We start from the raw sequence: 13,877 nt of genomic DNA, 5'->3' as shown, positions 1-13,877 counted from the left end.
GGCTGTCAGGGGCGGCGGTGTCAGTAGCTAAAGAAACCCGATCGAGAGAGTTTGACGAGTGATCCATTTGACCGCTCCTTGACAGCGACGCCCGGAAAACCAGACGCTGAGATTTAACAATCTTGTTACTCCCAAATCCTCTCATTCGGGGTATGGGCTAGGAGGCAACGACACTTGAAACGATTTCGATGTCGTTATCATTTGTTTTAGGCATCGATGTCAATGACTCGGGTATGAGCTCCAACGCCGCTGAAAATACGTACGCATCGCTTATTGGTAAATCCAGCAGGCTTTGAAGTTTGCCCGGCGCTATTTTCGAACCAAAGATGGCCGTTTTTTCACTTGTTGGGCCGAGGGCAGCTGCATCAAAGGCAAAAAAATCATCAGCACGATAGTCTGTGCAAATCTTGTAACGAGATTTTTCATCGTTCAGCATTTTTTGATTGCTTTCGATGCGTATCTGGTCGGCGCTGCAAGGTTCCTCGTCATAGGCCATGGCCTTGAGAGAAAGCAGTACACCGAACGATGCGGTTGCGAAGTTTTTTAGCTGCATTGACGTGCTTTCCTTATTAATGATTTTTCAGGCAGAGCAGAGTGTCAGCCGCATCACCGCCACGGCTTGGCCTGTGGATAGTCGTGCTCCCAGGCGACTTATCAAAGTCAAAAACTCATATTTGGGATGCTCAAGTAGCCGCTCTATTCGCAGATGGCGGCCCGAGCACTTATCAAAGCGGGGTGAGCGAAAACGCTTGTCGCTCATTGGTAAAGTTTTGTGTGGGAGGAGGGAGTGGATTATCAGCTTCTCCCTCGTCGCCATGGAATTCATTCTCAGCGTGGATTTTCAAGTGCGACAGTTTCAGCTTTTCGTTCGGACTGACTTCTATTTCATAGAATTCAATTTCCGTGCTGCCGGTAGAGTACTCATCGTGAGCCAGCGAATGCAGGGGTATTGCAGCCAGAGACAGAGCTGCCAGGATCTTAGTTATCATCGAATTGACGGCTCGCAAAAAGTGTATGTTTTCCCCTGGTATCTCAGGGGAAGGTGTTTTAAACGAAACATAACTTGACCGAATGTCATGAGGCTTGTTTGGAGAAGTGCAGAGCCGGCTATCTGCTGAGTGGCAGAAGGCACGGCGCTTGGAATTTTAGAGGGGCGACTTTGACGGGGGAGGGCGTTTGATTCAAATTAGTAATTATTATTTTTTGTTTGAATCAACTTCATTGGACTCAGGTACATCAATGCCTGTGTCAGGTCAAATTGACGTGAAGGCCTTTCTGGAGATGGATTAGTGGTTCATGCAACGCAAACGGCCAAGTTCATGCACATAGAAACAGACGGCGTTTTTTTCGGCGGTAGGGATAAGCTCGTAATTTAAAACGGCCCCTTCCTGCAACACATATTGGCGTCTGAAAAAAAGATCCGGCGTCTTCTCAATGGCGAACAGTTCGTTGTCCTGGCTAAGTTTGACGCTGCTGATTTTTATCTGAACGTGATGATTGCTTTCCCGGATGACATCCGCGGAGATAGTTGCATTACGAATTTTTCCGTTCAGGCTTTCCAGAGTGGTTTGTGTCAGCCGACCGTGGCCAATGGTTAGATATTCTTCAGTGTTGAGTTGGTTGGAATCTTCAAGCCATTGACGGGTAATGGTTTGATAACTGATATTTTCCATGTAGTAGGACGGCGAATAGTTCAACGAAAAAATACAGGCGGCGTTGATGATGCCAAGCACTATCCAGTGTGAAATTGCAGGTATTTTTGGCTTCATAGGGTTGCCTCCAAACATTGCTGGATAATCAATGCGAGGTCTTTTTGGTTGCTGTTCAATTGTAAGTTTGCAGTGCTTAGGTCCGGGCGAACACATGAAACGGAATAGTTTGATTTAAACAAATTCAACCAGACCTGCCCTTTCAAATTAGGTGAAAACTGTTGTACCTGCTTAGCTGACAGATCCCTCAGTGTTTCAGCTTCCGCGACACTGTGGCCAACGGCATGGATGACTAATTCGTTCTGTTTAACGCTGGAGATTTCTATTTTGGGTGTGTCGAATCCAGAGTGGAAACCAGTGAAGGCGCATACCCCCAAGGTCAATACATAGCCGACTGACTGGATTTTTGTAATGTAAGTTGATTTTTTAGTTTCCGCTGGCCGCACCAGAATTTCATCGGTTTTTGTTGGCGCAGGCTCTTCAATGGCAGGCGCAACAGGTTGCCCGGCTTCTTCTGCGGGCGTCGGCAAGTCTGCCTGTGCATCGACGACATAGTGACGGTTGAAGCAATATCCTCTTCGAGGAACCGTCATCAAAATCTCATGGTCCCGACTGTCGTTGAGAATGTTTCTAAGGGAGAAAACAGCCTGATTCAAACTGCCCGATGCAACGACGCGGTCATTCCAGGTGTAGTCGATGATCTCTTCACGGCTTTTGGTCTGACCGGGTTCCTTGAGCAGCAGGTCCAGTAGACGGGATTCAGCTCTACCTATCGTGGAGTTTTGTACATCTCCATAGGGTGTCGTGATGGAAAGCAAGGCGGTGTCTGGGTCGAAAAGAGCCATGGCACCATTTTTCAACTTGAAGGCGTAGTGCATGGGGGTCCTCCGTTCAGGTGGTTCTGGCTGAGTATAGAGACGGTTTTGATAGGCTGGATTTGACGCGTTACAGTCTTGCCGGAGAGATGAAAGGCTATGAGCGGGCAAGCGCAGAAGGTGCAGAGTGAGCCACTAGACAGTGCTGGAAAAGCCCATCAAAAATATCACTGGAATCAAGCAAGGGTAATCCACGGGGTTTCAATCGGGGGCAATGATGATGCTGGGTACGCGTCATTCGCGCTATCCGAAAAGTGCGAGGCCGGGGGCGGGACGGCCTACTATTTTAACTTAATGTTGCACTTCGGCTGAACTGATTCCCATTTGCGCGACAGGCTTTGATTGTCACTTTACGCGCTTGATTGCGCTTGCAAATTATCAATGACAACGGATTGGCGCGCCTCAAATGGCTAACAATCATTTTTGATACTTATTAACTTTGCATCAGGTTCACGGCAGTTTTAAATGGTTTTTGAGGAGCGTGGACGCAAACTGCTTTCGTGGTTTGTTTGTCGTGGCGCAAACGATCCTCACCTCTCGTTTCATATCCCTTTGCCCCACGTCCCTTCATTGCGGACGTGGGGTTTTTTTATGTCTTGTTGCGCCGCGTATAGAGCCCCATGAGGGTGACGGAGCCTGAACCAGCGCTCCCAGGCCCGGGAGGTTGAAGACGCGCCTCCAGGCCATTGGAGGCGGATAGTTGAGTGAGTGCAGGTGAGGGCAGGGCAGGTGTAGGGAAGGGAGAAAACGATTTCAGAGGGAGGGAGAAACGTGGGGGGGCGCTCATGACCGGGTAATTACATCGACTCATCTGTGACGCTGTAGCGTTAACCTGCCACTTTGCGTGTGCACCCAGGACACCAAGGTGTCTTTCAGGACTACAGGCATTCCAGTGCGGCGCGCTCGAAGCTGGAGGGCATGAAGGTTGAGACGAGCAGTTGACGCTCGTACAGATAAACCTTGCCACCCTTTTGTGTCTTGTAAGTCTCAAGCACTTTGTCTACGGCTACTTTACTCGACACCACGACCCTGGAACTGCGCTCGCTGTGGGACACGGCAGGATCGAGTTCATGGTTCTCCAGCTTCGGGACGACGCAATCGACATATTGTTCGGGCGACTTGTCTGTTAGCAACGTTGAGGTCGGGTCATTCGGAGCGTTAGTACAACCGCCCAATAGCAGGGCGCTAAAGGTCATTACTGGGATAAATAAAAGACGCATCGACAGGGTCCTCACGTTCAAGGCAAAACGTTGTAGCCACGCTGTTGCAGGCAACTGCTGTACACGGAGTTGTTGGCGGCGATGCTTTGGTCGGTGGTTCCAGCGTTTTGTCTGCGTTCCTGACGTTGTCTTGATCCTCCGATCACCACGCCGGCAGCTGCGGCGCTTCCGGCACGGTTCTGGCGATAGTCTTGCTTGATATCGTCGTCGATCTGGTCATAGACGTTGTCATGTTGGTTGCCCCGAACCTGCGCTGCAGTGGCTCCGGCGACTGCGGCGGTGGCAGCGCCTTTTACCCGGCCACCGGATGGCACTGTGTTTTGTATCGGGAATTGAGCGTTGGCCTGGGATTGGCAGGCGCTGGTGTCTTGCTGGATTGTCTGGGACGTCTGGCTTTTGAGTGGCACCACCGTCACCGCCGAAGCAGCAGAACTGGCGAGCAATACAAAGGCCGATAAGGTTGAGGTCAGTATTTTCATCAAGTCGGACTCTCGTTAGTCGTCGTTACATGGCCTGACGGTTTGATCAGGCCAGACGCAAAAAACCCCATGCATGTCTGCTCGCAATGCAATTCATGACAATGAATGGCCGCGATTCAGCGTGTGCGATGGGGTATCCCGCGATTGTTACTGCTTGGAAAGCAGTGCCTGCATGTCGCTCGTCATGTCTTTGAGCGCGGCTTTGAAGTCCTTGGAGGCAATGGGTTGGCTCTCATTATCCAAGGTCTCGCCGAACACTTTGCGTACCACCTTGGCGACCGGCAAACCGGTTTTGGCATCGATCAGGTCGGCTTCGATAAACAGCTCGGCAGTCTGGTCGCGATGCCCGGTGGCGGCTTGTGTTGCCCCGACGATTGCCGAGATCGGTACAGCCTCATACCAATGCATGCCCTCGTTCTTGGCGCCGACTTCGGTGATCGCCGCCTGCAAGATCAAAGTTCGTGAACCGGCCGGTGCTTGTCGTGCATCCGAAACAATCGTGTACGAGGGCGCGAAGGCGTTCCGGACGCTGTTGCTGGCCATAGTCTGTACGTCTTGCAGGGTTTGCAGATTGATGCGATCGGTCGGTTTCGGTGCCGGGTACAGCTCTACCTGCTTGAACACGACAGTGGAATAGGCGTGAGGATCAAACCCAGGCTTTATCCAGCGCAGCACTTTCTTTTCGCTCGGTGTCGTTTGCTCTTCCAGACCCTGATAATTGGCCAGGAAGCCCGAAAATTGTTCTTGCTCTGCGACCTTCGAGACACAGCCGACCTGAAACACGCAACTCAGGGCAATACCCGCAATCCATTTGTTCGACATGGTCATGTATTTTTTTCTCATGTGATGAAAGTTTTCATTCAGGTTCCAACCTGGCCCCCCGATACCGACCTGAGCGAAACAAAACTGATGCTTGCACGTCGGTCAATGCGGGGCGGATGCTGCCTGCAGCCGCTGGATAATCCGAATCAATAACCCTTAAAAACTATTAAGTTTCACCGAGAAAGCGTGACCGACCTCATGCCATGGGGCTGCGCGAGCCGTGAAGCCCCGCGCCATCAAAATATCGCTGCCGGTAATGAATGTGCCTTCGGAGCCCATGAGCCGCGTGTCTTCGCCACGTGGGCCGCTCAATTTCTCCCGCGCCTGATGGGTGAAAAGGGTGCCCGGACTGATGGTGTTCACCCATTACTGCTCGCGTCGATTATCAAGTGCGTTTTTTTGATGTAAAAAAGTATGACTGTTTAGTTGAGAGTGGCTCTAGATGAGAGTCGCTCTCTCTTGCGGGTGTTGTGAGTGGAGTAGCAACTAATGGATCCAATGAGACAATATTATAAGTTCATGTAAACAAGCAGCCCAGTTGCCATACGGGCTGACGGGAAAGTTGATCCAATAACGTCGATGTCTGCGTTTCCGTATTCCACACCGTTTGTCGGGCTTTTGCCTAAAAAATGAACATTGTCGCGTCTTTGGCCTCTGATTCTTCAGCACGTCAGCCATGACTTGCCCGTGTAGCCGCAAAAAAGAAGTGGAAATTGAACCTCATATGCATTGAATGCAGATGGGGATTTTTTTATCCGAAAATCAGGAGGCAGCACACAAACCGATCGTTGATTTGCCAGGCGAATCAATGAGGTTAACATTGCCAAGTTTATGATTTGGCTTGTCTTGTATCAGTAAAGTTGTGCAGGGTTATTAATAAATGATAACCCGCGGATAGTTGATCTTTACTGCTGAATAAGTTGGAGAGAATACCGTGGCGATAAATACAATCATGAGCCTGCTCGAAAATAAAGAATTTATGGAGCTGTTGCGTCTAGGTGTTGTTTACGTCCATTTGGTGGCCTGTTGTGTCGCTATTGGTTTGGTGTTGACCAGTGATATTGCGATGGTGAGAGACCTGTTAAAACGAAAGGTATTCACCGAGCATGATAATGCTCACATGGAAAGTCTTCAGAAGTCTGTCGTCGTCGCATTGATATTTTTGTGGGTAACCGGTGCCGCTATCGTCGGTATTGACTACCTGGAAAAAGGTGCCAATTACTTCATGAATCCAAAGCTGCAGGCCAAAGTGATTATCGTCACACTGCTGACTTACAACGGCGTCTTGTTGCATCGCCTGGTGCTGCCAGCGCTGCAAAAGGCCGGTTCCTTGCTCCATCTCGGATTCAGCGCACGCATGATGGCGCTGTTCTGCGGCTCGCTGTCAGCCGTGTCCTGGATGTATGCCGCCATGTTGGGCGTCGGTCGCCCATTGGCCTGGAAATATTCGCTTTCCGAACTGTTGATGGCCTATCCGATACTGATTGCACTCGGCTTCCTGGCAATGCTGGTGTTGACTCAGCGAGCAAGACAACAGGACTACGCCGTTGCGCCTCTGGGGACAGTAGCAAACGCATGCTAAGTCGGTTCTGCGTGTAAGTCTTGCGCACGAGCCCCCCGTCCGAAAGCCACTGAACCTCCGGGTGCAAGTCTGAATCAGGCCTGCACCCGGAGGTTCTGTCGTTTGAGCCCCCGAAAACCTGAACGCCGGACCCACCTCAGCGGTCGGGCAAAACGTTCAGCAGTCCCCCCTCAATGGCACGCCGTTGCGTCATCACCGATTCTCGGGTTTCTTGATTGGTGTCAACCGCGTGTATTCGCCTGCTCTGTATTCTGCTCATAAGCCGATATCCAAGGGACCGGACGGCTTCCCGAATCCGTCCGGCACCTCTGGGGCCCAGTACAAGGCTAACGCTCATGAATGAAGGAATGCTGACCCATCTCGACTCGCAGGGGCACGCGAGGATGGTTGATGTCACCGATAAAAGCGTGACCTGCCGAGAGGCGGTGGCCGAAGCCTGGGTACGGATGCAAACCGAAACACGGCAGTTGATTGTCCGGGGTGGTCACCCTAAAGGCGATGTCTTCGCGGTCGCACGCATTGCCGGTATTCAAGCGTCCAAGCGCACGAGCGAGTTGATCCCGCTGTGCCATCCACTGTTCTTGAGTAGCGTCACCGTCGAACTGAGTGTTCAAGGCGAACATCGTGTGCGCATTGTTTCGCGGTGTAAGGTGGCCGGGCAAACAGGGGTCGAGATGGAAGCATTGACAGCGGTCAGTGTGGCGGCCCTGACACTGTATGACATGTGCAAAGCGGTGGACCGGGGCATGACGATCGAATCTGTGCGCTTGCTGGAGAAGCAGGGCGGAAAGAGCGGTCGGTATCAGGCGCCGAACCAATGAAACTGACTATTTTGTATTTTTCGCGTTATCGCGAAACGCTGGGCGTCGATGGCGAAACCATTGAAGGTGCATTCGCGTCGTTTAACCAGCTGCGTGAACATTTGGCTCATCGTGGCGGAGTCTGGCAAGTACTGGCCGAACACAATCTCATGTGCGCTCGCAACCAGGACATGTGTGGGCTTGATGAGCCGTTGAGCGACGGTGATGAAGTGGCTTTTTTCCCCACCGTGACAGGGGGGTGAGGCGGTGATTCGAGTTCAGACCGCAGGCTTCGACCCCGGTGCCGAAATCAACGCGCTGCAGGCGTCGAGTATGAGTGTTGGCGCCGTGGTGAGCTTTGTCGGCTATGTGCGGGACTTCAATGCCGGGAACGAAGTCGATGGAATGTTTCTTGAGCATTACCCCGGCATGACCGAAAAAGCGCTTGGAAAAATTGCCGATGAAGCCCGGCAGCGTTGGTCGCTGCTTGGACTGGTGCTCATTCATCGGGTGGGCGAACTGCTACCGGGCGAGCCGATCGTCTTTGTCGGTGTCAGCAGTGCTCATCGGCAGGCGGCCTTCGATGCCTGTGCGTTCGTGATGGATTACTTGAAAACCCGCGCACCGTTCTGGAAAAAAGAACAGGTGGCCGATCGTTCGCAGTGGGTCGAGGCCCGTGACAGTGATCGCGAGGCGGCACAACGATGGGATCGCGGCATTCCTGACTGAATCATATCCAGCTGAAAAGAGAGCGAGAATCCTATGCTCTACCTGCCATTTTTAATCTTGCATCTATTCGCTGCGCTGATCTTTATCGGCACGGTGTTCTTCGAAGTCCTGTTTTTAGAAAGTATCCGCAAACACTTGCCCGCCAGGGTCATGCTGCTGGTCGAGCAGGGTATTGGCCGCCGGGCCCGGACCCTGATGCCCTGGGTTCTGCTGGTGTTGTTCGGTGCGGGGCTGGGCATGGTGTGGCTGCGCTATCTGCCGGTCCTGGCCGCACCCTTGGCCTCTGCATTCGGCACATTGCTGATGCTGAAAATAGTGCTCGCCGTCAGTGTATTGCTGCATTTTCTGGTGGCCATGTTCTTGTTTCACAGCGACCGCATGAAGGCTCGATACGTGCAATTGATCCATGGCAGCCTGTTCTGCCATATGGTCGCCATTGTCCTGCTGGCCAAGGCAATGTTTTACGTGGCGTGGTGACCGGTGTTGTCCGGCGGGCGGTTTGAACGCTTCGATCGGGCTTGATGCAAATCAAGGTGCGTCGATCGTCAAACTCCGACACTAGCGGTTCGCAGCCAGCCACGGAGAACCGGCATGCTCGACTTATTTCACACCCCCGGCGAGTTGAATGTTCGCAGCGACCAAGGCGTTCTCGACCCCGGTTACCCCACCGACACGCAAAAATTTCATGACGGCATCGGTTCACTGGATTTGCTGCGTGCCTTGCGCGGCAGTCGTCAGAAGCAGCGCCCCCTGGCCTTGAGTGTCTGGCTGCCTTGCACCCTCAGGCCATCGTCCTGTGTGCACGATGCTACCTGTGAGCGCGGTATCGAGCAGTACCTTAAGCGTCTGGAGCATGAGATTGACCTGGTGGGTTGCCATTTGGGGGCAGGGCAGCGGGTCGAGCGGTTTCACCTGGGGGGCGGAACACCTGCGACGTCCCATGTCGTGCGCTTGATGAGCCATCTAAGTGGTCGGTTCAATTTTCTCAGGCAAGAGAGTGGCGACTACAGCGTCGACGTTGATCTGCACCATACTGATTGGGCGACCATGGGGGTGTTGCGCGACCAGGGGTTCAGCCATGTCAGCATCGGTGTTCCGGATATCGGTGCCGACAGTGAGCTGTCGATGGACTGTTACCAGAACCCGGCCCCCATCCATTCATTGATCGACGCTGCGCGCACCTTCGGCTTTCGCTCCATCAATGTTGACCTGGGTTTTGGTCATGCCTGGCAAACGCCAGACAGTTTCGCGCTGAAACTGGCGACGATCATCGAGCTGGAGCCGGACCGGCTCATGGTGTTCGACTACGCCCGGCCACCTCGGCGCTATCGGTCCGGGCGGGGGGATACGACCAGGACCCCGTGCAGCCAGGACGACAAGAGCGCGATGCGGCAGATCTGCTTCGAGCGATTGCTTGGCGCGGGGTATCACTACATTGGCATGGGGCAATTTGTCCGGCCCGATGATGACCTGGCGATTGCCCAGGAGCGAGGCCGGTTACGTCGTACCTGCGAGGGGTTTACCCGTCACGGTTATTGCGACCACGTCGGGTTTGGTCTGGGGGCCATCAGTCAGATCGACGAGGTGTATACGCAAAACACTGATTCAATTGAACAGTATCAGCAACAACTCGACAGCGAGCAATTGCCGACCTGCCGGGGCTGGCGTTTCGAGGCGGGGGACCAGATCAGGCACACGGTCATGGAGCGACTGTCGTGTGATCAGGAACTGGATATTCGTGCCATCGAGAGGCGCTACGGATTGAGTTTCCCCCAGTACTTCTCCTCGGTCTGGCCGTTGCTGGAGCAATTGAATCGTGATGGGTTGATTGAATTGTCAGACCGTTTCATCAGCATTCTTCCCGCCGGCCGGCCGGAAGTGGATGCCATCTGCAGTCTGTTTGAAAAGGATTCGGGCAGTGCAAGGCATTAACCCTTTGCGAGTTGATTGATCATGAAGCCTTCATTCGATTTCAATCGAGCCCTGGTCGAAAAGTATGACCGTCCGGGGCCGCGCTACACCTCTTATCCGACGGCGCCGCAGTTTCATCAGGCATTTGCCGTCGACGACTACCAGCGCGCAGTTCACGACAGCAACCAGGCGGCGTCGCCCAAACCGCTGTCGGCGTACATCCATATTCCGTTCTGCAAAAGCCTTTGCTACTACTGCGCCTGCAACAAAATCATCACCCAGAAAACCCATCGTGCGGTCGAATACCTGACCTACCTCAAGCGCGAAATTACCATGCAGGCGGCCTTGTTCGACGGCACGCGCAAGCTCACGCAGCTGCACCTGGGCGGGGGCACGCCGACGTACCTGACCAGCGAGCAACTGGCCGACCTGATGGACTGCCTGCATCAGGCGTTCGATATGGACGACAGCGATAATCACGAGTTTTCCATCGAGGTCGATCCACGCACCATCAGCACGGAGCAGATCCAGTCATTGCGTCAACTGGGCTTCAATCGCCTGAGTTTCGGCGTGCAGGATTTCGATCCCGATGTGCAGGCAGCGGTCAATCGCCAGCAAAGCGAAGCGCAGATCTATGCGCTGGTCGCGGCGGCGCGTGAGGCGCAATTCAAGTCGATCAGCGTTGATCTGATTTACGGCTTGCCCCTGCAAACGGTGCAGAGTTTCGACACCACCCTGGAAAAGATCATCGCCCTGCGCCCTGACCGGATTGCGGCCTACAGCTACGCCCATTTGCCTGAACTGGTGCGGGCGCAACGGTTGATTCGTCCGGCAGACATGCCGCCACCGGAGCGCAAGCTGGAGTTGCTCGAACTGACCATCCGCCGTCTGACCGAGGCCGGTTATGTTTACATCGGCATGGATCACTTCGCCCTGCCGGAGGATGAACTGGCGCTGGCCCGCACCCATGGCACCCTGCAACGTAATTTCCAGGGCTACTCAACCCATGCCGACTGCGACTTGATCGGCCTCGGCGTGTCTTCGATCGGCAAGGTCGGCGACAGCTACAGCCAGAGCGTCAAAGAGCTTTCGCAGTACTACGCCCGTATCGATCAAGGCTTGTTGCCGGTGCATCGGGGTTACCACTTGAGCGCCGATGACCTGTTGCGCCGCGAAGTGATCAGCGACCTGATGTGCCATGGCCGGATTGATTTCGGCAAGTTCGAAGCGCGCCATGGCATCTGCTTCACCGAGTATTTTGCCGAGGCGCTGGCGCAACTGGACGAGCATGTGCGTGATGGACTCTTGCAGATTCACAGCGACGAATTGGTGCTGTTGCCGCAAGGGCATTTGATGATGCGCAGTGCCGCGATGGCATTTGACGCCTACCTGGGGGGCGAACAAAAAGGTCAGTTTTCCCGCACCGTTTGAAGCAGCGGGACGCTCTGGCACAAGGAATACCGGCAAGTTGATCTCAATCAAGGGCAGGGCACGAAACGCTCCCTACCATGACCGTCAGGCCCCTTGAAATCAGCGAAGCCATGACAACCCACCCGCCTTCGAAACCTGGCAACCTGCGCGTCTGGAGCGTCGGGCTGGCGGTGATGCTGTTGCTGATGATCGCGACGTTCGCGGTGGTGCAGGCCAAGTCATACGGTGACATCGAGCAGCAGCGCATCGAGAAGGTCTTCCCTCAAACCGATTCGGTCTCCGACCCGCAAGGCACCTTCAAAGTGCGCACGTTGTCGACGGCCGGCAAGGTCATCGGTTACGTTTTCCAGAGCCTGGATGTGGTGGACATTCCGGCTTACTCGGGCAAGCCGATCAATACCCAGGTGATCCTCGACACGGCCGGTGTGATCAAGGATGCCTATGTGCTGGAGCACCACGAGCCGATTCTGCTGATCGGCATTCCCGAAGTAAAACTGCATGACTTCAGCGCCAGATACACAGGGATCAGCGTCAATCAGCGCGTGGTTGTCGGCCATTCCAGCGACCCGAGTGCGGTCACCGTGGATGCCATCGCCGGTGCAACCGTCACCGCCATGGTGGTCAACGAAGTCATCATGCGGGCCGCCCATGAAGTCGCCGTCTCGCTCAAGTTGATTGAGGACAAGGGCGCCCGGGTGAACAAGCCCGCCATCGTGCGCCAGGATTTTTTCGAACCCGCCACCTGGGAGCAATTGACCGGCAACGGGGCCATTCGCCGATTGAGCCTGACCCGCGGGCAAGTCGATGCCGCCTTCAAGGGCACCGATGCCGAAGGCGTCGAGAACGCCACCCCGGAGCACCTCGATGACACCTTTATCGAGCTGTACACCGCCGACTTGAACCCGCCGACCATTGGCCGCGCGCTGTTGGGCGACAATCAATATCGCTTCCTCATGCAGGACCTCAAACCCGGCGAGCAGGCCATCGCGGTGCTCGGGCGCGGGCTGTATTCCTATAAAGGCTCGGGTTATGTGCGCGGCGGGATTTTCGATCGGGTGCAATTGCGCCAGTTCGGCAATGTCATCAGTTTTCGCGACATGGACCATCAGCGGCTGTCCGACGTGTTTGCCCAGGGCATGCCCGAATTCACTGAAATGTCGGTGTTCATTGTGCGCAAACAGGCGGGTTTCGATCCTGGGTCGCCCTGGTCCCTGGAGTTGCTGGTGCGGCGTCAGACCGGTCCGGTCAGCGGCACCTTCAGCAGTTTCGAACTGGCCTACCAATTGCCCGAACTCTACCTTGAGCGACCAGCCCCCAGCGCCGAAGAACTGGCCGCCATCGAAGAAGCCAAACGGCCGATGTGGTTGACCATCTGGTACCAGAAGTACTTTCAGATTGGCGTACTGGCCAGCGCGTTGCTGCTGCTGACAGCGATCCTGTTCCTGCAGGACAAACTCACTCGCCGGCCGCGCTTAATGCACTGGCTGCGTCGCGGTTATTTGCTTTTTACCGTGGTGTTTCTGGGCTGGTATGCCTTGGGGCAGCTGTCGGTGGTCAATGTCCTGACGTTTGTCCATGCATTGTTCGAGCACTTCCGCTGGGAGCTGTTTCTCACCGATCCGCTGATTTTCATGCTGTGGGTGTTCACCGCGGCGAGCATTTTGCTGTGGGGCCGTGGGGTGTTCTGCGGCTGGTTGTGCCCGTTTGGCGCGCTGCAAGAGCTGATCAACGAAGCCGCGCGCAAGCTGAAGATCCCTCAATACGAATTGCCTTTCGCGGTCCATGAGCGGCTGTGGGCGATCAAGTACATCATTTTGCTGCTGCTCTTCGGCCTGTCCCTGGAGTCGATGTCCAGCGCCGAACTGTTCGCCGAGGTAGAGCCCTTCAAGACCGCCATCACCCTGCGATTCGACCGCCAGTGGTGGTTCGTGCTGTACGCGGTGGCATTGCTGGTCATCAATCTCTTCACCCGAAAAGTCTATTGCCGCTACATCTGCCCATTGGGCGCGGCGTTGGCGATACCGACGAAATTGCGTCTGTTCGACTGGCTCAAGCGCCGCAAGGACTGCGGCAACCCATGCCAGTTGTGCGCCAAGGAATGTGAGATCCAGGCGATTCACCCGGATGGCCGGATCAATGCCAACGAGTGCCATTACTGCCTCGATTGCCAGATGACCTATCACAACGAAAACAAATGCCCGCCGCTGATCAACAAGCGCAGGAAACGCGAAAAATCGGCGCCCGTGGCGGCGCAATTGATCCCTGTCGTGGAAGTGACGGCTGCTGAATGAACCTGGCGAGCGCACGTCCGCGGAGACC

Annotated in this window: 16 protein-coding genes; 8 read left to right on the top strand and 8 right to left on the bottom strand. The window is 54.6% G+C overall.

Annotation, left to right across the window (positions count from 1 at the left end):
- Nucleotides 1-157: 157 nt before the first annotated feature.
- The 8 genes from C7534_RS22180 to C7534_RS22140 form a co-directional block, all read right to left on the bottom strand.
- Entirely contained in the window at nucleotides 158-553 is a 396-nt protein-coding gene (locus C7534_RS22180) for a hypothetical protein (protein ID WP_109787043.1), read from the bottom strand.
- Nucleotides 554-725: 172 nt separating this feature from the next.
- Complete coding sequence (locus C7534_RS22175; RefSeq protein ID WP_109787042.1) at nucleotides 726-989, bottom strand: hypothetical protein; 264 nt, start codon at nucleotides 987-989, stop codon at nucleotides 726-728.
- A gap of 297 nt (nucleotides 990-1,286) precedes the next feature.
- The gene (locus C7534_RS22170; protein ID WP_046028136.1) at nucleotides 1,287-1,769 is read right to left on the bottom strand and encodes a hypothetical protein; all 483 of its coding nucleotides are present in this window, start codon (nucleotides 1,767-1,769) and stop codon (nucleotides 1,287-1,289) included.
- On the bottom strand, nucleotides 1,766-2,587 hold the full coding sequence (locus C7534_RS22165; RefSeq protein WP_109787041.1) for a winged helix-turn-helix domain-containing protein: 822 nt from the start codon (nucleotides 2,585-2,587) through the stop codon (nucleotides 1,766-1,768). The genes C7534_RS22170 and C7534_RS22165 overlap by 4 nt, the downstream gene beginning before the upstream one ends.
- An 875-nt stretch (nucleotides 2,588-3,462) precedes the next feature.
- Complete coding sequence (locus C7534_RS22155; protein ID WP_046028133.1) at nucleotides 3,463-3,804, bottom strand: hypothetical protein; 342 nt, start codon at nucleotides 3,802-3,804, stop codon at nucleotides 3,463-3,465.
- A 17-nt stretch (nucleotides 3,805-3,821) separates the two neighbouring features.
- Nucleotides 3,822-4,283, bottom strand: coding sequence for a hypothetical protein (locus C7534_RS22150; RefSeq protein WP_046028132.1), 462 nt, complete (start codon nucleotides 4,281-4,283; stop codon nucleotides 3,822-3,824).
- Between the two features lie 147 nt (nucleotides 4,284-4,430).
- Nucleotides 4,431-5,111, bottom strand: coding sequence for a DUF3313 domain-containing protein (locus C7534_RS22145; protein WP_046028131.1), 681 nt, complete (start codon nucleotides 5,109-5,111; stop codon nucleotides 4,431-4,433).
- Nucleotides 5,112-5,261: 150 nt separating this feature from the next.
- Nucleotides 5,262-5,468, bottom strand: a complete 207-nt coding sequence (locus C7534_RS22140; RefSeq protein ID WP_046028130.1) for a hypothetical protein — start codon at nucleotides 5,466-5,468, stop codon at nucleotides 5,262-5,264.
- Nucleotides 5,469-6,039: 571 nt separating this feature from the next.
- On the opposite strand from C7534_RS22140, the gene C7534_RS22135 reads away from it, so the two are divergent.
- From C7534_RS22135 to nosR, 8 genes are all read left to right on the top strand, one after another.
- Complete coding sequence (locus tag C7534_RS22135) at nucleotides 6,040-6,687, top strand: hypothetical protein (protein ID WP_109787039.1); 648 nt, start codon at nucleotides 6,040-6,042, stop codon at nucleotides 6,685-6,687.
- Nucleotides 6,688-7,034: 347 nt separating this feature from the next.
- Nucleotides 7,035-7,508: a cyclic pyranopterin monophosphate synthase MoaC gene (gene moaC / locus C7534_RS22130; RefSeq protein ID WP_109787038.1), complete on the top strand. Its 474-nt coding sequence runs from the start codon at nucleotides 7,035-7,037 to the stop codon at nucleotides 7,506-7,508.
- The gene (locus C7534_RS22125; protein WP_046028126.1) at nucleotides 7,505-7,750 is read left to right on the top strand and encodes a MoaD/ThiS family protein; all 246 of its coding nucleotides are present in this window, start codon (nucleotides 7,505-7,507) and stop codon (nucleotides 7,748-7,750) included. Before moaC ends, C7534_RS22125 begins: the two co-directional genes overlap by 4 nt.
- Before the next feature lie 4 nt (nucleotides 7,751-7,754).
- Entirely contained in the window at nucleotides 7,755-8,216 is a 462-nt protein-coding gene (moaE, locus tag C7534_RS22120; RefSeq protein ID WP_046028125.1) for a molybdopterin synthase catalytic subunit MoaE, read from the top strand.
- A gap of 33 nt (nucleotides 8,217-8,249) precedes the next feature.
- Entirely contained in the window at nucleotides 8,250-8,693 is a 444-nt protein-coding gene (locus C7534_RS22115; protein ID WP_077430438.1) for a CopD family copper resistance protein, read from the top strand.
- A 114-nt stretch (nucleotides 8,694-8,807) separates the two neighbouring features.
- Nucleotides 8,808-10,148, top strand: a complete 1,341-nt coding sequence (locus tag C7534_RS22110; RefSeq protein WP_109787037.1) for a coproporphyrinogen III oxidase — start codon at nucleotides 8,808-8,810, stop codon at nucleotides 10,146-10,148.
- A 21-nt stretch (nucleotides 10,149-10,169) separates the two neighbouring features.
- Nucleotides 10,170-11,558, top strand: coding sequence for an oxygen-independent coproporphyrinogen III oxidase (hemN, locus tag C7534_RS22105; RefSeq protein ID WP_109787036.1), 1,389 nt, complete (start codon nucleotides 10,170-10,172; stop codon nucleotides 11,556-11,558).
- A 110-nt stretch (nucleotides 11,559-11,668) separates the two neighbouring features.
- Nucleotides 11,669-13,849: a transcriptional regulator NosR gene (gene nosR, locus C7534_RS22100; protein ID WP_442963225.1), complete on the top strand. Its 2,181-nt coding sequence runs from the start codon at nucleotides 11,669-11,671 to the stop codon at nucleotides 13,847-13,849.
- Nucleotides 13,850-13,877 lie beyond the last annotated feature (28 nt).

Origin of the sequence: Pseudomonas sp. OV226, from assembly GCF_003148705.1 — a bacterium.
Lineage (GTDB): Bacteria > Pseudomonadota > Gammaproteobacteria > Pseudomonadales > Pseudomonadaceae > Aquipseudomonas.
This window is presented reverse-complemented; position numbering and strand designations above follow the sequence as displayed.